Origin of the sequence: Collinsella sp. CLA-ER-H4 (genome assembly GCF_040092395.1) — a bacterium.
Lineage (GTDB): Bacteria > Actinomycetota > Coriobacteriia > Coriobacteriales > Coriobacteriaceae > Collinsella.
Genome location: NZ_JBBNLQ010000005.1, coordinates 41,434 through 62,554, shown reverse-complemented (window position 1 = coordinate 62,554; position 21,121 = coordinate 41,434). Strand labels below are relative to the sequence as shown.

The following is a 21,121-nucleotide window of genomic DNA, read 5'->3' as shown; positions in this document are numbered from 1 at the left end:
TATCGCATCGTTGAAAGGATGCAACCATGCTGCTACCCGATTCCAAGACCGAGCTCGTCCGTCGCGGCAACAAGGTCGTTTACGACCTGGGCGACAAGATCGTCAAGGTCTTTAACGAGACCAAGCCCGTCTCCGACGTGTTCAACGAGGCTTTGAATCTTGCCCGCATCAATGAGTGCGGCATCCGCAGCCCCAAGGCTCTCGAGGTTTCTCAGCTCGAGAACGCCAACGGCTGGGCGCTCGTGACCGAGAAGGTTCCGGGCACCACCCTTGCCGAGAAGATGACTGCCGAGCCCCAGCGCTTTGGTGAGTACCTCGAGATGTTCGTTGACCTCCAGATTGAGATCCACGGCTACACCTCCCCGCTGCTCAACCGTCAGCGCGACAAGTTCGCCCGCATGATCGACAGCCTTGATCAGCTCAATGCCACCACGCGCTACAACCTTCAGGAGCGTCTGGACGGCATGACCAAGGAGTTCAAGGTCTGCCACGGCGACTTCAACCCCTCCAACGTCATCGTCGGCGACGACGGCCAGCTCTATGTGTGCGACTGGGCACACGCCACCCAGGGCTCCCCTGCTGCCGACGTTGCCACCACCTACCTGCTCTTCGCTCTCAACAGCAAGGATCAGGCCGAGGCCTACCTGGAGCTCTACTGCGACCGCGCTGACATGCCCATGCAGGTCGTGCGTCAGTGGACGAGCATCGTCGCCGCTTCCGAGCTCGCTCGTAAGCGCAACGTGAACGATGAGTTCCTTAAGAACTGGATCGACGTCGTCGATTATCAGTAATATCTGAGCGATTTATTTCGCATCGGAGGCACAAAGGAAAACCCCGCAGCTCATATGGGCTGTGGGGTTTTCCTTTTAGATATCGAGGATGCTACAAGATAAAAGAACGGCCCCGCATCTCCCCGATCTGGAGAAATGCGGGGCCGTCCCGTATATCGAACTACAAGCGAAATCGTAGATTAACGGCGGGCCGCCTTAACAAGCTCGGCAACCTTGGCGACGACCTCGTCAATCGCCACGTCCTCGCGCTCGCCCGTGGCACGGTCCTTGAGCTCAACGGTGCCGTTCTTAAGGCCGCGCTTGCCGAGCACCACCTGATACGGGAAGCCCATAAGGTCGTTGTCGGCAAACTTAAATCCGGGACGCTCGTCGCGGTCGTCCACGACAACCTCGATACCCTCGGCGCACAAGCCATCAACAATCTGCTCGCAGACGGTCGCGCACTCCTCCTTCTTGGGATCGAGCGGAATCACCGCGACCTCGTACGGAGCAACGGAGACCGGCCAGACGATGCCATGCTCGTCATTGTGCTGCTCCACGACGGCAGCGAGCGAGCGGGACACACCAACGCCGTAGCAGCCCATGATGAGCGGCTTCTCCTTACCGTCCTCGTCCATAAAGGTGGCACCCATGGCCTCGGAATACTTGGTGCCAAGCTGGAAGACCTGAGAGACCTCGATGCCGCGGGCAGCGGAGAGCGGCTTGCCGCAGTGCGGGCAGGGGTCGCCGGCAACGACGGTTACCAGGTCGGCCCACTCGTCAACGGTAAAGTCGCGCTCGGGGCAGGCGCCGGTAAAGTGATAGTCGACCTCGTTGGCGCCACAGGCCCACTGCTTGGACTCGCGCAGGCTCTCGTCGCAGACCAGACGAATGCCCTCGGGCAGGTTAACTGGTCCGATAAAGCCCTTGTGCAGACCGTTCGCCTGAAGCTCCTCGTCGGTCATCATGCGATAGCCCTTGCCAAAGACATGCTCGGCCTTGCAATCGTTGAGCTCGTGGTCGCCCGGGACAATGGCCACGACCGGCTTGCCCTCAGCATCGATGAGCGCCAGCGACTTTCGCGTACCGTTCTCGGGGAAGCCGAAGAACTTTGCAACGGCCTCGATGGTGCCCATGCCCGGAGTCTCGACCTTGGTGAGCGTACCGTCGCCAGGACCCTCGGTCACAACGACCTTGGTGCTTGCGGCCTCATCGTCGGCAGCGAAGCCGCACTCATCGCAGTAGACGAGCGAAGCCTCGCCAGCGTCGGCCAAAGCCATGTACTCAACGGAGGTGTCGCCGCCGATCTCGCCGGAGTCGGCGACAACGGGCAGGGCCTTGATGTAGCAGCGCTCGCAAATGTTGGCATAGGCCTGCTTCATCTTGTCGTACTCCTCCTGCAGGCTCTCCTGCGTGGCGGAGAAGCTGTAGGCGTCCTTCATGATGAACTCGCGACCGCGCATCAGACCAAAGCGGGGGCGGAACTCATCGCGGAACTTGTCCTGAATGTGGTACAGGTTGACGGGCAGCTGCTTATAGGAGCGCAGCTCGTTGCGCACCAGGGCCGTGACGGTCTCCTCGTGCGTGGGGCCCAGGACGAACTCGCGACCATGACGGTCGTCAAAGCGCACAAGCTCCTTGCCATAGGCGTCGATGCGGCCGGACTCACGCCACAACTCGGCGTCGACCATGATGGGCATCATAAGCTCCTGGGCGCCGGCAGCGTCCATCTCGTCGCGCACGATGTTCTCAATCTTGCGGATCGAGCGCCAAGCAAGCGGCAGGTAGGAATACAGACCGGCGGCCTCCTTGCGGATCATGCCGGCACGGAGCAGCAGGCGGTGGCTGGCGAGCTCAGCGTCCGCCGGATCCTCCTTAAGCGTCGGCGCATAGAGCTTAGACATATACATTGCTCGAGTCATTTATTTCTCCTCAATAAGCTTGTCGACCTCGGCCATAAGCGCGTCGACAATATGGTCCTCAGCTACTTTACCAATGATCTGGCCATGCGAAAAGAGCAAGGCCTGACCACGTCCGCAAGCAACGCCCAGGTCGGCATCAGAAGCCTCACCGGGGCCATTAACGGCACATCCCATCACAGCGATCGAAAGCGGCGCGGAGTAGTTCTTAAGCCGCTCGGTGACCTCCTCGGCGATGGGAATGAGGTTAACCTGGCAGCGGGCGCACGTGGGGCACGAGACAATCTCGGGGCCACGGCGACGCAGGCCCAGCGACTGCAGAATACCCCAGGCAACCGGCGACTCCTCAACCGGATCGGCCGTAAGCGACACGCGCATGGTGTCACCGATGCCCTCGGACAGCAGAATACCCAGACCCACCGAGCTCTTGATAGTGCCCTGCAGCTTGGTCCCCGCCTCCGTCACGCCCAGGTGAAGCGGAACATGGGGAATCTCGCGCGAGAGGGCTCGATAGGTATCAAGCGTCGTTTGCACGCTATGGGCCTTGGCCGAAAGCACGATGTTCGTAAAGCCGCGGTCCTCAAAGTGCCGCACAAAGCGCTCGCTCGACATCACGAGCTTCTCGGGCTGCGTGAGGTCGTCGCGCTCGGCGATATCCTGCTCAAGCGAACCGGCATTGACGCCGATACGAATCGCACAGCCCGCGGCGCCGGCGGCGTCGATGACGGCATCGACCTTGGCCCAATCGCCAATGTTGCCGGGATTGATGCGGAGCTTGGCGGCACCGGCCTCCACAGCGCCAATGGCCAGCTTGTGGTTAAAGTGGATATCGGCAACGATCGGCACCGGAGACTCGGCACAGATGGTGCGGAAACCCTCAAGCGCGGCCTCGGTGGGCACGCTCACACGCACGATATCGCAGCCAGCCTGCGCCAACGCGCACACTTGCGCAAGCGTTGCCTGGGCGTCAGCGGTATCGGTGCAGGTCATGGATTGGACCACCACCGGCGCGCCACCACCGATCTGCACACCGCCCACATGCACGGGGCGCGTCAACTCGCGAGGCAAAGGATGGGATAAAGACAATCCAAACACTCCCCTACAGGATAAATCGAAGGACGTCGGAACGAAGCATATAGACAAACAGCAGCGCAAAGAGCGCGATGCCCACATAGCTCACAATCGTCTGGACCTTGAGCGGAAGCTCGCGGCCAGCAATCTTTTGAATGATCTCGATGACCAGCTTGCCGCCATCGAGTGGTGGGATGGGCAGCAGGTTCATAAAGCCAAGCGAGAACGAAATGAGGGCGGCAAACGAAAGGAACGTGGCAGGGCCGGCAGCAGCAGCCTGTGAGGACATAACGCTAATGCCCACGATCGAAGAAGACTGATCGAGAATCTCCATCGTATGCTGCGGCTGGAGCAGGCGCATCACGCCCTCCGCTGTCTGCACGACATAGGAGAACGAAAGTCGAGCCGACGTGATGGGGTCTAAACGGACCACCTGCGTAGAGGCATACACACCTACGCGCTCGTCCTCTTTGAGCGCAACCGCGGTCGAATGCTGCTTGCCGTCACGCTCGTACTCGATGGCGATATCGTCCTTACCGGCAGCCTTACCGATGGCATCGTAAACGTCCATCCAGGTAGAGCACGATACTCCGTCAACCGTAAGGATCGCGTCGCCGCCCTCGATACCCGCCTTGGCGGCAATAGACCCCTCGTCAACCTGACCGATCACGTTGGTATCCATCGGCACGGTGACACCCGCAATAGAGTAGATGCTCATAAGCAGCAAAAAGCCCGTCAGGATATTGACGAGAATGCCCGCGAGCAGCATAAAGGCGCGCTTGAGAAAGCCCTGGCCAAGATAGGTGTGCGAACGCTCTTGTGCAAGGAACTCGGCCTCGCCGCACGGCAGCTCCCACACATCGCCCTCGGCAGTTGAATGTTCGCGATCGAAACGGCGGCCGTCAAAGGTAGTGTAACCCGCCGCATCTCGCGGCAGCGTCTGATACTTGGTGGGATAGTAGCTCGGCGAGGGCTTCTCCCCTTCCTCATACCAGGGTGCGATGGAACCCCAGCCCAGCAACAGGGCGCATGCCTCGAGCACATCCTCCTCGGAAAGCTCAAGCTCGACAGCAAGGTCGGCCACGGTCACGCGACCATGACGATAGATAGCCGCGAGCACGCGATCGGCGCACGAGACATCGGTCGGATCCATACCGCAGATGGCAGCGTAGCCACCCAGCAGCAGCGGGGTCACGCCAAACTTGGTTCCAATGCGACGCGACGTGTAATGGATGTCAAAGCGGCACGGCAGGCCCAAAAAGAACTCGGTCACACGAACGCCGCAAGCACGTGCCGCCAAAAAGTGGCCGCCCTCGTGCAAAAACACGAGGACGGAAAGCACCAGCAGGCCCCAAAAGACCGATGAGAGAACGCTCAGAACAGTATCCATAAATCGAAAAAGCAATCCTTATGGGTTAGGAACGGGTTGCGGCGAGCACCTGCGCAGCCTTTTCACGCGCCCACACATCGATGTCGCGAAGCTGCTCAAACGAATCGACCGTCTGCATATCGTGGGCATCCATGCAGGATTCCACAATGCGATCGATATCGGTAAAGCTGCAGCCATCGTGCAGGAAGGCATCGACGGCGACCTCGTTGGCGGCATTGAGCACGCACGGCATGGTGCCACCCGTCTTGCCGGCACGCTCGGCCAGTGCCAGACAGCGGAAGGTATCCATGTCGGCAGCATCAAACGTGAGCTGCCCCAGCTCGCGGAAATCGATACGAGGCGCCGGGGTATCCCAACGCTCGGGATACGAGAACGCGAACTGGATGGGAATACGCATGTCGGAAGCACCGAGATGCGCCATCACGGAGCCGTCGGCAAACTCGACCATAGAGTGAATCTTGGACTGACGCTGCACGACCACGTTAATGAAATCGAGGTCGCAGTTAAACAGATGCATGGCCTCAATGCGCTCCAGGCCCTTATTCATGAGGGTGGCGGAGTCGATGGTGATCTTAGCACCCATGGCCCACGTGGGATGTGCGAGGGCATCGGCACGCGTCACGCGATCTAGCTCGTCGCGCGTGCGGCCAAAGAACGGACCGCCCGAGCAGGTGAGCCAAATACAATGAGCCTCGCGCGGGTTCTCCCCCAGATAGCACTGGTAGATGGCGGAGTGCTCAGAGTCGACTGGAATAAGCTGGCCCGGTTGCGCCAACGGCATAAGCAAGTCGCCACCGACGACGAGGGACTCCTTGTTGGCAAGGGCAAGACGCTTATTCGAGGTCAAGGCCGCATGGCTCGCCTCGAGACCGGCGGCACCCACAATAGCGACGAGTACGCAGTCGACATCGTCGCGACGCGCGAGCTCGCAAACCGCCTGCGCGCCAACGCCGAGCTTCGTTCCCTCGGGCAACTCCTGCAGCACGGCGTCATCGCCATGAGCGACATCGGCCACGGCAACCGCCGAAACCGAGAACTCGCGGGCAGCGGCAACAAGCTCGGAGGTACTGGAGTTAACGGACAGCGCCGTCACCTGCAGGCGATCGGCATGCTGGCGGCACACATCGAGCGCCTGGGTGCCGATGGAGCCCGTACAACCCAGGATGGCAACACGGAGGCGTCCATCGGGGCCATACGTCGTCTGGAATGACATTACAGCACGCCTCCGATCATCAGCATCAGCTGCGCGGTGATGCAGCCGAAGATAAGCGAATCGCTACGATCGAGCATGCCGCCGTGGCCCGGGATAAGGTTGCCGGAATCTTTGACGCCCACACCGCGCTTGATGCGCGACTCGATAAGGTCGCCGATAACGCCCAGAATGGACACGACCACGCCGCACAGCAGCGCATAGGGCAGGCTGAGCTTGAAGAAATGCGTCGCCCACAGGATGAGCCAAATCAAAACCGAGCCCAGGATGCCGCCAACAAACCCCTCCCAGCTCTTTTTGGGAGAGATCTTGGGAACCATCTTGTGTTTGCCGATACGGCTACCCACGATATAGGCAAACGAATCGGAGACCCAGAGAGACGCGCAAACACCCACCGAAAGCAGGGCGCCGGCAAAACCGGGCACGGCATCGCGCAGCAGCACGATAGCCGACAGCATAAAACCGGTGTAGATGGGACCCATGAGTGTCACGGCAACATCGGATATACGGGTACGCGGCGACCAGACATACCAAATGCCCACAGCGAGCATCAGGGCAAAAAGCAGGGCATTCAGCAGCATCGAATCGCCCAACGCCGACAGCGGAAAGAGCACGGCGGCAGCGATACCCATGCGCTCGTTAGCCATCTTGCCATCGAGCCTTGTCATACGGAAAAACTCATAGCAGCACAGACCGCTCATGACGGAAACAAAGATGGCCGTGGGCACGATACCCAAAACCAGGCACAGGATAAAGACAACGGCGTAGACGATACCGGCGGCGGCACGGGTAATAAAGCCCGCCAGCCACGAACCGGTGCCGCTCTTCACTGCAGGCGTTCCCGCAGTGGCAGCTTTGCGCGCAGGCGTCTTGGGAGCAGATGCCTTGGGACGATCGGACACGATTAAGCCTCCTCGGTCTTGCTCAGTCCACCAAACCTACGGTCACGGCCCTGATAGGCCAAAATGGCGTCGACAAGGCCCCAACGATCAAAGTCGGGCCAATAGGTATCGGTGACGTAGAATTCGGAATAAGCCACCTGCCACAGCAGATAGTTCGAAAGGCGCAGCTCACCAGAAGTGCGAATCACAAGCTCAGGATCGGGAAGGCCGGCGGTATAGAGGTGGGAAGCCACCATGTCGTCATCAATTGCGCCAGGATCGATCTTACCGGCGGCAGCGTCGAGTGCGATCTGACGGACAGCGCGGGTAATCTCGGCACGCGCGCCGTAGTTGACGGCAAGCGCCAGCGTCATGCCGGTGTGATCGGCGCACTCGGCAAGACCGCGTTCAAAAACGTCGCGGGTCTTCTTGGGCAGCGCGGAAATGTCACCCAAAAAGACAACGCGCACGTTTTCGCGCTTCAGAAGCGGCAGCTCGTCGATAAACGTCTTGGCAAACAGGTGCATCAAGACGTTGACCTCATGCTGCGGGCGGTTCCAGTTTTCGGTAGAAAACGCATAGGCCGAAAGCACGTCGACGCCCAGACGCACGCAGGCGGTAATAATCTCACGAAGGGAGACGATACCCGCCTTGTGGCCCTCGGTGCGTGCAAGACCGCGCGATGTGGCCCAACGACCATTGCCGTCCATGATGCACGAGATATGGTGCGGAATGTTATTGAGGTCAAGGTCGGAAAAACCGACGCCCGCAGGGGCGTCGGCAAAGTACTCGACCAGTTTATGCTCGTCGTATTGCACCTTAGATCTCCATGACCTCGGCTTCTTTTTCCTTCAGAAGCTCCTCGACCTTGGCGACATACTCATCGGTGTGCTTCTGGACCTTGGCCTGCTCGCGACGGACATCGTCCTCGGTGAGCTCCTCATCGCGCTCAAGCTTGTTGTTGAAGTCGCGACGGATGTTACGGATAGACACCTTGGCCTGCTCGGCGTACTCGCGGCACTCCTTGACGAGCTCGCGACGGCGCTCCTCGGTGGGAGCCGGGAACGGCAGACGAACGACGGTGCCATCGGAGTTGGGGGTAATACCCAGATCGGAAGCGCCGATGGCCTTGACGATAGCGTTGATGAGTGCCTTGTCCCACGGCTCGATGAGCAGCATGTGGGCCTCGGGGGTCTTGACGGCGGCAACCTGCGTGACCGGCGTGGGAACACCGTAATAATCGACGGTGATGTCGGACAGAATGTTGGCATTGGCGCGGCCGGTACGGACCTTGGAGAAGTTATGCTTGAGGGACTCGAGCGACTTGTCCATATGGGCGGTGATGTTCTCTGCCATGCTTAATCCTCCTGATAGACGAGCGTGCCGACGGACTCACCCGCGAGCGCGCGCTTGACGGTGTCCTCGCCATCGATGTTGAGGACCAAAATCGGCATACGGTTATCCTGGCACAGTGCCGTAGCGGTGGAATCCATAACCTGCAGACCGCGGACGAGAACCTCGTGATAGGTAATCTTGTCAAAACGGACGGCATCAGCGCACTTGACGGGATCCTTATCGTAGATGCCGTCAACCTTGGTGGCTTTAATCAGAATCTCGGCGCCGATCTCGCACGCACGAAGAGCCGCGGCGGTGTCGGTCGTAAAGTACGGATTGCCCGAACCGGCGGCAAAAATAACGACGTTGCCCTTGGAAAGGTGGTTGATGGCGCGACGGCGAATATAGGGCTCGCAGATCTCGTTCATCTGGATAGCGCTCATCACGCGGCAGGGAACATCGTTATGCTCGAAGGCATCCTGCAGGGCGAGCGCGTTCATAACGGTTGCCAGCATGCCCATGTAGTCGGCCTGAGCACGCTCCATGCCACCGGCAGCACCTGCCATGCCGCGGAAAATATTGCCGCCGCCGACAACGACGCCGACCTCATGGCCAACGGCGAGCAGCTCCTTGACCTGCTTAGCAAGATGGTCGGTAACCTTGGGGTCGATGCCATATTGGCCGTCGCCCATCAGCGCTTCGCCGGAAAGCTTAAGAAGCACGCGTTTATATCGGATGTCGGACAAAGCGATCCTCCTTTAGATTGAACTCTCAACATTCTATCAAAGGCTCTAAGAAGAGCCATGAAAAAGCAGGCTGTGAGTAAAACCCACAGCCTGCTCATTACCAGCTACAAGAGCTTATTTACTCGCCACGGACCAGACGGTCAAAGGCAACGACGGTAATGGTGTCGCCGAGCTCCTTGGAGACCTGCTCAGCGTACTTCTTGATGGTGAGGGAGCTGTCCTTGATGAACTCCTGCTCGGTGAGCACGGACTGCTTGTAGAACTTCTCCAGACGGCCGACAGCCATCTTCTCCTGGATAGCCTCGGGCTTACCGGACTCGGCAGCCTGAGCCATGTAGATCTGCTTCTCGTGCTCGACGGTCTCGGCCGGAACCTGATCGCGGGTAGCGCAGATCGGGGCGACGGCGGCAACCTGAAGGGCAACGTCGTGAGCGAAGGTCTTGAAGGATTCAGCCTGAGCGGTCTCAGCCTTCTCGAAGGCGAACTCGACGAGGACGCCGATCTTACCACCCATGTGGATGTAAGAAGCGAGCGCGCCGTTCTCAGCCTTGCGGGCAGCGAAGCGGGAGATCTTCATGTTCTCGCCCATGATGTGAATCATCTCGGTGAGCTCGGAGGAAACGGTCTCCTCGCCCATCGGCTTCTCGAGCAGAGCGTCGACGTCAGCAGGCTCGGTGGTAGCGACAACCTCAGCGACCTTGGAAGCAAAGCCGGTGAACTTGGCGTTAGAGCCAACGAAGTCGGTCTCGCAGGAGAGCTCGAGCAGAGCGCCGGTCTTGCCATCCTCGGAGACGAACGCGGCGACAGCGCCCTCGTTGGTCTCACGGCCAGCCTTCTTGGCAGCCTTGGCAAGGCCGTTCTTACGCAGAACGTCGACAGCGGCGTCCATGTCGCCGTCAGCCTCGACGAGAGCCTTCTTGCACTCCATCATCGGGGAGTCGGTCATCTCGCGGAGCTGCTTGACCATAGCGGCGGTAATCTGGGCCATTGTGGTTCCTTTCAAAGAGATGAAAAAGAATTAACTAAGACTGATTTACTCGGCCTTGGGCTCAGCGGCCATCTCGGCCTCGGAGACCTGCTCCTTACCAGAGCCAGCGAGGCAGGCGTCAGCCATGAGCTCGCACATAAGGGTGACAGCGGAGATAGCGTCATCGTTGCAGGGGATGCCGTACTCGACCTCGTCGGGATCGGAGTTGGTGTCGATCAGGGCGACGACGGGGATGTTCAGGCGCTGAGCCTCCTTGATGGCGTTCTCCTCGCGCTTGGTGTCGATGACGAAGAGAGCCTGGGGCAGACCCTTCATGTCGCGGGCGCCACCGAGGTTGGTCTGGAGCTTGGTGAGCTCCTTGCCGAGAACAGCCTGCTCCTTCTTAGGCAGAACAGCCATGCGGCCGTCCTCGACCATGGCCTCGAGCTCCTCCATGCGGTTGATGCGGGAGCGGATGGTGACGAAGTTGGTCAGCATACCGCCGAGCCAACGCTGGTTGATGTAAGGCATGTTGGCGCGCTCAGCAGCGTTCTTGACGGCCTCCTGAGCCTGCTTCTTGGTGCCGACGAACAGCACGTTGCCACCCTTGGCGACGTTCTTGACGAAGGTGTAGGCCTGGTCGGCGTCGAGGATGGTCTGCTTGAGGTCGAGGATGTAGATGCCGTTGCGCTCACCGAAGATGAACGGCTTCATCTTGGGGTTCCAGCGACGGGTCTGGTGACCGAAGTGGCAGCCGGCCTCGAGCAGGGTGCGGATATTAATCTTGGTAGCCATGTTAAACCTCCTGTGGTTTGCCTCCGCGCGGGGTCATCCTCCAAAACCAACCCGGACATGTGCTACCAAAGCCCGGGCACCACGGTATGAAGTAGCCGCGCGTGCGTGATAAAAACATGTTGCCGTGAAGCAACCCGATGAATGATAGCAGGAATGCCTCTTCCTGCCAACCCGCAATCAAAACCACACACCTGAGTGCGGCGCGGGACGTCCCAGCCACTATTCGCCGCGAGGATGGGCTTGAGCCACGGCACGTTTAAGCCGATCGGGTGTGAGATGCGTGTAGATCTGCGTCGTGGACAGGCTCGCATGACCTAGCAGCTCTTGAACCGAGCGCAGGTCCGCACCGCCCTCGAGCAAGTCGGTCGCAAAGGTATGGCGCATCGCATGCGGGGCGATGTCAGCCGGAATGCCGGCGAGCGTCGCCAGCGTATGGAACCGCCGCCGGAGCATCGCGGCGCTCATGCGATTGCCGCGCGCCGATATAAGCAGCGGATGCGGCCCGGTAGCGAGGTCGCGGCGCTTTGCCCGAGCGAGCAACTCCGGCCTCCCCTCTTCAATATAGAGACGCGTCACATCGAGCGCACGACGATACAGAGGGACGATACGCTCCTTGCTCCCCTTGCCCCACAGGCGCAGCGTGCGCTCGGACCATGAGATGGATTCCACATTGAGCGCCGCAAGCTCTGAGATGCGGGCACCCGAGGCATAGAGCAACTCGAGCATCGCCGCATCGCGCAGTCCCGCGGGTGTTGAGGTATCAGGCGTCTTGAGCAGCGCCTCGACCTGCTGGGTCGTAAGGACGCCCGGCAGGTCACGCGGCAGCTTGGGCGACGCGATCGCCGAGACCGCATCGCCCTCGACAATCCCCTCGGCAGCCATCCAGCGATAGAGAGATCGGATAGCCGACAGGTGCGCCGCAAGCGTTCGGGGAGCCACCTGCTCACGCGAAAGCTCAGCAAGATAGCGACGAATGGTGCGCACGTCGGCAGCGAAAGCATCAATATCCTCGCGCTCGCACCAGGCAGCAAAGCGCTCCAGTCTCGAGCCATAGGCCGTCACCGTGTTGGGAGAAAGCCCCTCAACGCGTGCGATATAGGCGATAAAAGAGTCGACGGTGTCGTACAGGTCAAAGGCTATGACCGGTCGCCTCCAAACAAGTCGGAACGCGTGGCCAAGTAGGCATCGAGGGCCTCGAGCGCACGGTCCGCATAGGCCTGATAGCGGTCGCGCTTGCTGCGGCGCTTACCGTCCTCGAGCGGCGGCACCAGGCCAAAGTTGACATGCATGGGCTGATAGCCCACGGTGGCAGGATCGGTCGCATAGCCCACGAGCGCACCCAGGGCGCCCACGCGGGGCAACTCGACGGAATCGGCGCCGATAGCCTCTGCATAGGTGTTGAGCGCCGCGAGCAGACCGGTCGCCACGGCTTCCATGTACCCCTCGGTGCCGGTGATCTGACCGGCCAGGCGCACGCCGGTACCGGGCACGGCAAAGGTGCCATCGAGCACGTGCGGGGCGTCGACAAAGGTATTGCGGTGCATGACACCGTAGCGGAAGAACTCAGCGTTCTCCAGGCCCGGCACCATATGGAAGACGCGCTTCTGCTCGCCAAAGGTCAGGTTGGTCTGGAAGCCCACCAGGTTATAGGCGGTCTTCTCCTTGTTCTCGGCACGCAGCTGAATCGCCGCCCAAGGGCGACGTCCGGTACGCGGGTCGGTGAGGCCGACGGGCTTCATGGCGCCAAAGCGAATGGCGTCCTTGCCGGTGCGCGCAACCTCCTCGGCAGGCTGGCAGGCCTGGAACAGATCGCCGCCCTCAAAGTCCTTGAGCACCACGCGGTCGGCCGTGGTGAGCGCCTCGATAAAGGCCTCGTACTCCTCCTTGTTGAGCGGAGCGTTGAGATAGTCGCCGCTCCCCTGCTCCTCGTAGCGCGACTGCGAAAACAGCACGTCCATATCGAGCGTGGAGGCATCGACGATCGGCGCCGCGGCATCGAAGAACGCAAGGGCGTCGCCACCGACGAGCTTCATGACCTCTTCGCTCAGCGCCGGTGAACACAGCGGGCCCGCGGCAATGACCACGTGGCCCTCGGGGATCTGGGTGACCTCGCCGTGAACGACCTCGATATTGGGGCGGGCGGCAACCTCAGCCTCGACGAGCTCGGAGAATGTAACACGGTCGACCGCCAGGGCGCCACCAGCGGGAACAGCAGCGCGATGGGCGCAGTCGAGCAGGACTGAACCCATGCGCTCAAGCTCGGCCTTCAGCAAACCAGCCGCGGAATCCGGACGGGTCGACTTAAACGAATTGGAGCAGACGAGCTCTGCCAGGTGATCGGTATGGTGAGCCGGGGAGCTCACCTGGGGGCGCATCTCGCACAGCTTTACGGCAAACCCGCGGTCTGCCAGCTGGATCGCGCATTCCGAACCCGCCAGACCGCCACCGATAACCGTCACCTGATCGAACTGCATCTGCAAACACCTTTCTAATTGACACGTTTTCCATTGTGACCGAAGGGCGTCTGGGCGTGAAGGGCAAACTTGGAGGGCGCATACCTTCCATCCATCATGCGCTCGATAAGGCCCTCGAGTTCAAGCGAACCCAAGAGTTTGAGTACGCCGACAGCATCGAGTGAGACGAGCGCCGCGATGTCGTCGACCTTGAGCGGAGAGGCGATGAGCGCATGCATCACGGTCTGCTGTGTTGGATTCAGGTCGGCAATGCCGGGAGCATCGGGGCGCGAGTAGCGCAGGGTGCCGTATATGCGAGAGATAGCCATCTCGATGGACTCCTCGTCGACAATGCAGCAGGCACCGTTCGCAATGAGGTAATTCGTGCCACGCGACTCGGGCGATAGGATCGACCCCGGCACGGCAAGAAGTTCGCGCCCCAAATCCATAGCAGCCTCGGCTGTAGAAAACGTCCCGGAAGGCATACCCGCCTCGGATACAAAGAGGGCTTGCGACAGGGCCGCGATCACGCGATTGCGACGCGGAAAGGCAAACTTGCGCGGACCCATGCCCCACGGAGAGATCGACACGACCGCGCCGCCCGTATCGAGCGTGCGCGTAATAAGCCCCGCGCTCGAACGCGGGTAGACCACGTCGGCGCCCGTCCCCAGCACCACGACGTGTTTGCCGCCGGCGTTGACCGCAGCCCAACCCGAGGCCTGGTCACAACCGACCGCACCGCCCGAAACTACCGTCACTCCCGCCTCAACCGCCACCTTCGCCGCAAGCTCTGCCACGGCAAGACCATACGGCGAGGCCTTTCGCGCACCGATGATGGAGAGCGCGGGCGTCGAAAGCACCTCGGGGTTGCCGCGCACATAGAGCGTCTGGGGTACATCAGATAGCTCCAAAACGCTCTCGGGATACAACGCATCACCTGGATGCAGCTCGAAGGTCCCCTCAGCTATCATTGGTCCCTCCTTCCCTGGTACATCGCCGCCTCGAGCACGTGGTCCTGCGTCACTTGCTCGCTCTCGGCGACGTCAGCGATTGTACGCGCGATACGCACCAGGCGTACGATGCCGCGGCCCGTGAGATGCGTGCGTTTGGATAGGCCAAGTACGCATTTCTCGGCAGCATCATCGAGCTCGAAGGTCGAAACGACGCCGTCAATAGACCGCGTCTCGTCATCCTCGGCCTCGGCATCCGCATCGTCCATACGGAACTCGCGCCAGGCGCGAAAGGCACGACCGCGCACAACGTAGTCACGTAACTCGGCCGACGACATACCCTCCGCACCCTCGATAATCACTTGAGGGTCGGGACGGGTCACATCGATCATCATGTCGATACGGTCGGCCAAGGGACCGCGCAGTTTAGACCGATAGCGCTCGACCATCGCCGCCGAGCAGCGACACGGTACCTCGCGATCGCCCAAAAAGCCGCAGGGGCAGGGATTGCTCGCAGCCAGCAGCTGAAAGCGCGACGGGAAGGTAAAAGCCCCGTCGACGCGTACGATCCTCACGTAGCCGCGCTCGATGGGCTGACGCAGCGTCTGCAGCACGCCAGTGGGAAACTCGGCAAGCTCGTCCAAAAAGAGCACGCCGCCATGAGCAAGGCTGATCTCACCCGGGTGCACCGGGCGCCCGCCGCCGATAAGGCCTGCGGTCGAAATACTGTGGTGGGGACTGCGGAAGGGGCGGTGCCCCGCCAACAAGCCATCAATGTTCTCACCCAAAACCGAATGGATGCACAGTGCCTCCTGCTGATCCTCAACGGAAAGCTCGGGCAGGATGCCGGTCATACGGCGTGCGAGCATCGTCTTGCCCGATCCCGGAGACCCGATCATGAGCAAGCCGAGTTCTCCTGCCGCCGCAAGCGCCATGCCGCGTTTAGCGACTTCCTGCCCCAGCACGTCTGCATAGTCGAGCTCGGGCTCAAAGGTCGCCTCGACACCCTCGGAATCCAAGTAGTGCCGTGCGGCATCGCCCATGCCGTGAGCAAGCTGAGACAGATGGTCGATAAAGCCGCAATCTACGCCCGCGAGTGGCACATGCTGGTCGGACCTGCCGGCGATAAAAGACAGCCCCATGTCGCGAGCCAATAGCTGAAACGCCACCTCGCCCTTGACGGGAAGCACCGTACCGTCCAGACCAAGCTCACCTGCGATAAGGCAGCGATCGAGGTTGTCACGGGGAATCTGCTCATCGGCCGCTAGAACCGCGATGGCGATGGGCAGGTCAAAGCCGCTACCGGTCTTGCGGATATCGCCGGGTGCCAGGTTAACGGTAATGCCCGAGCGCGTGATCTCGAACCCGGCGGAGCGCATCGCGCAGCGAATACGACCGCGTGACTCCATCACCTCCATACTCGGGATGCCGAGCATCTGAATGCCCGGAACGCCGCCGGCAAGCGAGACCTCGACCGTGACGTGAATCGCCTCGACGCCGCGGATGCAGGCCGCGTGAACGGCAAACGTCTCGAACGCCATCACGACACCTGCCAATCGAACGCGTTGTACTGATGCTCGATCTCGGCGATATGCCCGCCGCGAATGGTGACACCCACTGCATCGAAGCGGATCGCCTTGAGCGGATAGTGCTCCATGAGATAGCAACTTGCGATACGGCGATACCGACGCTGCTTTTGGGCATCCACGGCCTCCTCGGGAAAGACCCGCGTGGTGCAATCCAGGGCGACGCGCCTGGTCTTGACCTCGGCCATCACCACGACATCGTCAAGCTCATCGAGCAGCACCAGATCGGCCTCGCCCTCGGTGCAACGATAACCCTGCTCCAGCAAGGTGTAGCCGCGCTCGTTAAAGTAGTCGATGGTGATCAGCTCGCCCAGCATGCCCAGCTCACGGGGACTGAGTCCCTTGATAAACTCGGGCGTCATCGCCCCGCAGTCGAGCTCGCCGTTTTCCCAACGCTCCTTGAGCTGCTGCGTCTTGCTCTTTTTGCTTGCGGCACTCATGGGGTCTCCTTTCCCGCACACTGCATTGCCCCGATGATGAGGGCACCTTTCATGCGGGTAAGTACAGGAAGCAAACCAAAAGCTGACCAAATGCCGTCAAAAAAAGGGCCGTACGCAGCAATGCTGTTGCATACGGCCCGCTACCAGCAGGTTTATAAAACCCTAGAGGTCCCTGTCTCCACAATTGACCTAGAAAAGGCGCTCAGTCTGCAGAAAGTTTCCGCAAAAGCTCACACGATGCAGTGGACAAAGTCCATGTTTTCGAATGGCCTCGATGTGCTCGGGGCTCGCATAGCCCTTCGATTCGGCCAGATGGTACTCGGGGTACTCGGCGTCGTACTCGACCATCATCTCGTCACGCGTGACCTTTGCCATGATGGATGCCGCGGCGATACAGGCGATCTTGGCATCGCCCTTCACCACGTCGCGCTCATTGGGAACGGCGCCCAAGGGGTTGCCATCCATGAGGACGCAGTCGGGTTCAAGTCCCGTATCGGCCACCGCACCCGCAACGGCAGCGCGGATGGCGCGGGCCATACCCATCTCATCGATATCTGCAGGAGCGATATGGCAAAAGCCGATAGCAGTCGCCACCTCGGCAATCTTAACCGAGAGCAGCTCGCGGCGCGCCGGCGTGAGCTTTTTGGAATCGTTGATGCCCCAGATGCGCGGCTCCATCGGAAGGCACACGGCACACACGGTCAAGGGCCCCGCTACCGAGCCACGGCCCACCTCGTCGACGCCCACGACCACGCCATCACCGCCGAGCTCATGCATAAGCTCGTACATGCCGTTGACGCGCTCGCGCTCGGCAAGCTCCTTGGCATGGCGCTTAAGGGCACGCTCGCAAGCCTTGATCACCTGCTGGCGCGGATCCTCGCGATAATGCTCCACGAGGGCGGGAATCTCCTCGAACGTGGCACTCGCCAGCTCGCCGGCAACCTGCGATGCCGAAACCGAGCTCGTCATATTGGCCATACCAGGCCCTCCTTGCATGCAAATCAGATAAAAAGAAGGGCCACCCGAAGGTGACCCTTACGTCCAAACGAGTGGACAGACGCTGCGATCTTCTTAGCGCTTCTCGGGGATGCGAGCAGCCTTGCCCACCTTGTCGCGGAGGTAGTACAGTTTGGCGCGACGGACGCGACCATGACGAACGACCTCGAGCTTGGCGATCTTAGGGCTGTGAAGCGGGAAGGTACGCTCAACACCGACACCGAAGGACATCTTGCGGACAGTGAAGGTCTCGCGGGCACCGGCGCCGGCCATGCGGATGACGTCGCCCTGGAAGACCTGGATGCGCTCGCGGTCGCCTTCCTTAATGCGGTAGTGAACCTTGACGTTGTCGGCGACGCGAACCTGAGGAATGTCCTCGCGGATCTGCTGACGCTCGATTGCGCGGATGTAATCCATGTGCAATTCCTTACTCTTCTAGAGGTGCCGTACCACCTTGGCCGGCACGTAGTTGAACAAACGTATTCGAGTATACACGCGCGGGTTTCTGCTGCAAGAACAATTTTTTACGCAGACAAAAAGACAAAACCCGCACATGATAACCGCCCGCCTCGCGAATGAGACGGGCGGCATGAAGGGGGCTACGCTAGGCGTCTAAACCCAAAACGTTAGGCGGAGCGCTTCGCCTCGAGCTTGGCCTGAGCGGCCGCCAGGCGCGCGAGGGGCACGCGATAGGGCGAGCAGGACACGTAGTCCACATCGGCCACGTTGAACAGGCCCTTAATGGATTTGGGGTCGCCGCCGTGCTCGCCGCACACGCCAAAGTGCATGTCGGGGTTGGTGGCGCGACCCTTCTCGACGGCCATGCGCACGAGCTCCAGCACCGCCGAGTCGATGGTCTCGAAGGGGTTGTCCTTCAAGATCTTCTTGTGCATGTACAGGGGGATGAACTTGGCCTCGGCATCGTCACGAGAGAAGCCGAAGGTCGTCTGGGTGAGGTCATTGGTGCCAAAGCAGAAGAAGTCAGCATGATGGGCGATCTCGTCGGCAACCATGCAGGCACGCGGCAGCTCGAGCATCGTGCCCACGGGAATATTGAGCTCGACGCCCTCCTCGACGGAAACCTCGGCGATCACGCGCTCGATGACCTCGCGGGTCTGGACATGCTCCGCCGTGATGGAGACGAGCGGAACCATGATCTCGGGACGCGGATCGACGCCCTCCTTGATGAGGCGAGCGGCAGCCGTGGCGACGGCGCGAACCTGCATGAGTGGCAGATCGCTAAAGACAACGGACAGGCGCACGCCGCGCAGGCCGAGCATGGGGTTCGACTCGACCATGCCATCGATACGGCGCAGGCGGGCACGCAGGACGGCAAGCTCTTCCTCGCTGGCGCCAGCGGCTTCCTTCTTGGTGATGGCGACCTCGAGCTCGCGAGGATTATCCAGGAACTCATGAAGCGGCGGATCGAGCAGGCGAACAACTACGTCGCGACCGGACATGGTCTTGAACATCGCCAGGAAGTCCTCGGTCTGAACCTTAAGCAGGTCCGCTAGGGCCTGCTGCTTCACGGCCTCATCATCGGAGAGGATGAAGCTCTGGATGATGTTCTTGCGGTCGCCCAGGAACATGTGCTCGGTGCGGCACAGGCCGATGGCCTCGGCGCCAAACTCGAGCGCGAGCGCGGCATCCTCGGGGTTGTCGGCGTTGACGCGCACATGGTTGGCGTGGCCACCGGTCTCGTCCAGGCGAATCTCGTCGGCCCAGGACAGGATGGTGTCCAGGTCGCCGGTGAGCTCGGCCGAAACCAGATCAACGGCGCCGTCGACGACGATACCCTGGGTGCCGTCGATGGAGATGACATCGCCCTCATGCAGCACGCGGTCGCTGCCCTCGATGCGCACGACCTTCTCGGCGGCGTCGATATGGAAGCGCTCAACGCCGCAGACGCAGGGCGTACCCATGCCGCGGGCGATAACGGCGGCATGGCTCGTCTTGCCACCGTGGCTGGTCAGAATGCCCTCGGCGGCGACCATGCCCTTCAGGTCGTCGGGGTTGGTCTCCCAACGAACCAGAATGACCTTGTGGCCCTCGTTGGCGCGCGCGACGGCGTCGTCGCTCGAGAACATGACCTCGCCCACGGCGGCACCGGGGCTGGCATTAAGACCGCTGGCGAGAGCCTCGTACTTCTTGGAGGCGTCGAACTGTGGGTGCAGGAGCTGGTCGAGCTGCGCGGGATCGATGCGGCTCACAGCCTCATCGCGGGTGATCAGACCCTCCTCGACCATCTCGATGGCGATGCGCAGGGCGGCGGTGGCAGTTCGCTTGCCCACGCGGGTCTGGAGCATCCAGAGCTTGCCCTGCTCGATGGTGAACTCAATGTCGCACATGTCGCGATAGTGATCCTCGAGCGTCAGGAAGACGCGCTCGAGCTCCTCGCCCGCGGACTCAAGGCCCGGGGTGGTCTTGAGGTCGGCGATGGGCTCGGTGTTGCGGATACCGGCGACGACGTCCTCGCCTTGGGCATTAACCAAAAAATCACCGTAGAACTCCTTGGTGCCGTCGGCCGGATTGCGCGTGAAGGCAACGCCGGTCGCAGATGTCTCGCCCTTGTTGCCAAAGGCCATGGCCTGTACGTTGACAGCGGTGCCGAGTTCGTCGGAAATGCCATGCTGCTTGCGGTAGATGCAGGCACGCTCGTTCATCCAGCTGCCAAAGACGGCCTGAATTGCAAGGCGTAGCTGAAGCTCCGGGTCGTGCGGGAAAACGGGCTTGCCGTCAGCGACCTCGAGCTCGGGATACAGGGAGGCATCGACGTTCTCGGAGAAGATGCCCTTAAAGGTCTCGACGAGCTCCTGCAGATCCTCGGCCGAAAGCTCGGAGTCGACGCGGACGCCGGCGACCAGGCGTGCCTGGGTCAGCGCGTTCTCGAACAGGTCGGCGTCAACGCCCATAACGACGTTGGAGAACATCTGAATAAAGCGGCGGTAGCTATCCCAAGCAAAACGCGGATTTTGCGTCTGGGCGATGAGCCCCTGAACGGAGTCGTCGTTGAGGCCTAAGTTGAGGACCGTGTCCATCATGCCGGGCATGGAGAACGGAGCGCCCGAACGAACCGACACGAGCAGCGGATCGGAGGCGTCGCCGAGCTTCTTGCCGCAGCGGGCCTCGAGGTCCGCCTCGGCAGCAACGATCTCATCGAGTGCACCCTCGGGCCACACGTTGCCGGCACCGGAGTACTCGACGCAAGTCTGGCAGGTAATAGTAAAGCCACCGGGAACCGGCAGGCCGATACGGCTCATCTCGGCAAGGTTAGCGCCTTTGCCGCCAAGCGCGAAGTTCATGGACTTGTCGCCCTCGGTGACACAGGTGCCCTGGGCGTCGGTTCCAAAACGGTAAACCCTCTTGCAATCGCTCACGATACTTCCCCTTCCATGCGCTCTCGCGCACGACCGTGGTAACGAATCGACCCGCCGAATGCGGGCCGTGAGGGAACTATACGGCGGGTTTTGGGCAGGCTTGAGCAGAGGGTGCGCGGTTTGGTAAACGTGCTAAAACTGGCGGTAAACGGTAGGTAAAGGTGGTTACCTTATGAAGATACCACTGCAATAAAAAAGCAGGTCAAGTGCGATGTTTTTGCTAAATCGCTTTATC

At 60.9% G+C, this 21,121-nt stretch carries 19 protein-coding genes; 1 reads left to right on the top strand and 18 read right to left on the bottom strand.

Annotated features, from left to right (window positions below):
• Window positions 1-26 precede the first annotated feature (26 nt).
• The gene (locus tag AAAX34_RS05130) at window positions 27-791 is read left to right on the top strand and encodes an aminoglycoside phosphotransferase family protein (protein ID WP_006236119.1); all 765 of its coding nucleotides are present in this window, start codon (window positions 27-29) and stop codon (window positions 789-791) included.
• Window positions 792-970: 179 nt separating this feature from the next.
• On the opposite strand, the gene AAAX34_RS05125 is transcribed toward AAAX34_RS05130, so the two are convergent.
• From AAAX34_RS05125 to ppdK, 18 genes are all read right to left on the bottom strand, one after another.
• Window positions 971-2,692, bottom strand: coding sequence for a proline--tRNA ligase (locus AAAX34_RS05125; protein ID WP_349110285.1), 1,722 nt, complete (start codon window positions 2,690-2,692; stop codon window positions 971-973).
• Window positions 2,693-3,757, bottom strand: coding sequence for a flavodoxin-dependent (E)-4-hydroxy-3-methylbut-2-enyl-diphosphate synthase (gene ispG, locus AAAX34_RS05120; protein WP_349110283.1), 1,065 nt, complete (start codon window positions 3,755-3,757; stop codon window positions 2,693-2,695). It lies immediately after the preceding gene.
• A 31-nt stretch (window positions 3,758-3,788) separates the two neighbouring features.
• Entirely contained in the window at window positions 3,789-5,150 is a 1,362-nt protein-coding gene (locus tag AAAX34_RS05115; RefSeq protein ID WP_349110281.1) for a site-2 protease family protein, read from the bottom strand.
• A 25-nt stretch (window positions 5,151-5,175) separates the two neighbouring features.
• Window positions 5,176-6,363 (bottom strand): 1-deoxy-D-xylulose-5-phosphate reductoisomerase, encoded by a 1,188-nt coding sequence (gene dxr, locus AAAX34_RS05110; RefSeq protein ID WP_349110279.1) that lies wholly within the window; start codon window positions 6,361-6,363, stop codon window positions 5,176-5,178.
• Window positions 6,363-7,262, bottom strand: a complete 900-nt coding sequence (locus tag AAAX34_RS05105) for a phosphatidate cytidylyltransferase (protein ID WP_271736527.1) — start codon at window positions 7,260-7,262, stop codon at window positions 6,363-6,365. The genes dxr and AAAX34_RS05105 overlap by 1 nt, the downstream gene beginning before the upstream one ends.
• A 2-nt stretch (window positions 7,263-7,264) precedes the next feature.
• Window positions 7,265-8,059 (bottom strand): isoprenyl transferase, encoded by a 795-nt coding sequence (locus AAAX34_RS05100; protein WP_040359958.1) that lies wholly within the window; start codon window positions 8,057-8,059, stop codon window positions 7,265-7,267.
• A gap of 1 nt (window position 8,060) precedes the next feature.
• On the bottom strand, window positions 8,061-8,597 hold the full coding sequence (frr, locus tag AAAX34_RS05095; RefSeq protein ID WP_006236112.1) for a ribosome recycling factor: 537 nt from the start codon (window positions 8,595-8,597) through the stop codon (window positions 8,061-8,063).
• A gap of 2 nt (window positions 8,598-8,599) precedes the next feature.
• Window positions 8,600-9,322, bottom strand: coding sequence for a UMP kinase (gene pyrH, locus AAAX34_RS05090; RefSeq protein ID WP_349110277.1), 723 nt, complete (start codon window positions 9,320-9,322; stop codon window positions 8,600-8,602).
• Between the two features lie 118 nt (window positions 9,323-9,440).
• The gene (gene tsf, locus AAAX34_RS05085) at window positions 9,441-10,310 is read right to left on the bottom strand and encodes a translation elongation factor Ts (RefSeq protein WP_022094736.1); all 870 of its coding nucleotides are present in this window, start codon (window positions 10,308-10,310) and stop codon (window positions 9,441-9,443) included.
• Window positions 10,311-10,355: 45 nt separating this feature from the next.
• The gene (rpsB, locus tag AAAX34_RS05080; protein ID WP_006236109.1) at window positions 10,356-11,084 is read right to left on the bottom strand and encodes a 30S ribosomal protein S2; all 729 of its coding nucleotides are present in this window, start codon (window positions 11,082-11,084) and stop codon (window positions 10,356-10,358) included.
• A 219-nt stretch (window positions 11,085-11,303) separates the two neighbouring features.
• Window positions 11,304-12,212, bottom strand: a complete 909-nt coding sequence (locus AAAX34_RS05075) for a tyrosine recombinase (RefSeq protein ID WP_192934391.1) — start codon at window positions 12,210-12,212, stop codon at window positions 11,304-11,306.
• An 8-nt stretch (window positions 12,213-12,220) separates the two neighbouring features.
• Window positions 12,221-13,558: a methylenetetrahydrofolate--tRNA-(uracil(54)-C(5))-methyltransferase (FADH(2)-oxidizing) TrmFO gene (gene trmFO, locus AAAX34_RS05070; RefSeq protein ID WP_195239256.1), complete on the bottom strand. Its 1,338-nt coding sequence runs from the start codon at window positions 13,556-13,558 to the stop codon at window positions 12,221-12,223.
• Between the two features lie 14 nt (window positions 13,559-13,572).
• Window positions 13,573-14,508 carry a DNA-processing protein DprA gene (locus tag AAAX34_RS05065; protein ID WP_349110276.1) on the bottom strand — a complete coding sequence of 312 codons (936 nt, stop codon included), beginning with the start codon at window positions 14,506-14,508 and terminating at the stop codon, window positions 13,573-13,575.
• Window positions 14,505-16,028 (bottom strand): YifB family Mg chelatase-like AAA ATPase, encoded by a 1,524-nt coding sequence (locus tag AAAX34_RS05060; RefSeq protein WP_349110273.1) that lies wholly within the window; start codon window positions 16,026-16,028, stop codon window positions 14,505-14,507. Before AAAX34_RS05060 ends, AAAX34_RS05065 begins: the two co-directional genes overlap by 4 nt.
• Complete coding sequence (locus AAAX34_RS05055; RefSeq protein WP_055285132.1) at window positions 16,028-16,513, bottom strand: YraN family protein; 486 nt, start codon at window positions 16,511-16,513, stop codon at window positions 16,028-16,030. The genes AAAX34_RS05060 and AAAX34_RS05055 overlap by 1 nt, the downstream gene beginning before the upstream one ends.
• A 189-nt stretch (window positions 16,514-16,702) precedes the next feature.
• Entirely contained in the window at window positions 16,703-17,491 is a 789-nt protein-coding gene (locus tag AAAX34_RS05050) for a ribonuclease HII (RefSeq protein ID WP_138374168.1), read from the bottom strand.
• A 93-nt stretch (window positions 17,492-17,584) separates the two neighbouring features.
• Window positions 17,585-17,926, bottom strand: a complete 342-nt coding sequence (rplS, locus tag AAAX34_RS05045; RefSeq protein ID WP_006236098.1) for a 50S ribosomal protein L19 — start codon at window positions 17,924-17,926, stop codon at window positions 17,585-17,587.
• Window positions 17,927-18,135: 209 nt separating this feature from the next.
• A complete protein-coding gene (ppdK, locus tag AAAX34_RS05040) occupies window positions 18,136-20,886 on the bottom strand; it encodes a pyruvate, phosphate dikinase (RefSeq protein WP_349110271.1) in 2,751 nt (916 codons plus the stop codon).
• Window positions 20,887-21,121 lie beyond the last annotated feature (235 nt).

Coding starts and splice junctions, on each gene's coding strand:
- AAAX34_RS05130 (WP_006236119.1), top strand. CDS start 27: ATGCTGCTACCCGATTCCAAGACCGAGCTCGTCCGTCGCGGCAACAAG.
- AAAX34_RS05125 (WP_349110285.1), bottom strand. CDS start 2,692: ATGACTCGAGCAATGTATATGTCTAAGCTCTATGCGCCGACGCTTAAG.
- AAAX34_RS05115 (WP_349110281.1), bottom strand. CDS start 5,150: ATGGATACTGTTCTGAGCGTTCTCTCATCGGTCTTTTGGGGCCTGCTG.
- dxr (WP_349110279.1), bottom strand. CDS start 6,363: ATGTCATTCCAGACGACGTATGGCCCCGATGGACGCCTCCGTGTTGCC.
- frr (WP_006236112.1), bottom strand. CDS start 8,597: ATGGCAGAGAACATCACCGCCCATATGGACAAGTCGCTCGAGTCCCTC.
- tsf (WP_022094736.1), bottom strand. CDS start 10,310: ATGGCCCAGATTACCGCCGCTATGGTCAAGCAGCTCCGCGAGATGACC.
- rpsB (WP_006236109.1), bottom strand. CDS start 11,084: ATGGCTACCAAGATTAATATCCGCACCCTGCTCGAGGCCGGCTGCCAC.
- trmFO (WP_195239256.1), bottom strand. CDS start 13,558: ATGCAGTTCGATCAGGTGACGGTTATCGGTGGCGGTCTGGCGGGTTCG.
- AAAX34_RS05065 (WP_349110276.1), bottom strand. CDS start 14,508: ATGATAGCTGAGGGGACCTTCGAGCTGCATCCAGGTGATGCGTTGTAT.
- AAAX34_RS05060 (WP_349110273.1), bottom strand. CDS start 16,028: ATGGCGTTCGAGACGTTTGCCGTTCACGCGGCCTGCATCCGCGGCGTC.
- AAAX34_RS05055 (WP_055285132.1), bottom strand. CDS start 16,513: ATGAGTGCCGCAAGCAAAAAGAGCAAGACGCAGCAGCTCAAGGAGCGT.
- AAAX34_RS05050 (WP_138374168.1), bottom strand. CDS start 17,491: ATGGCCAATATGACGAGCTCGGTTTCGGCATCGCAGGTTGCCGGCGAG.
- rplS (WP_006236098.1), bottom strand. CDS start 17,926: ATGGATTACATCCGCGCAATCGAGCGTCAGCAGATCCGCGAGGACATT.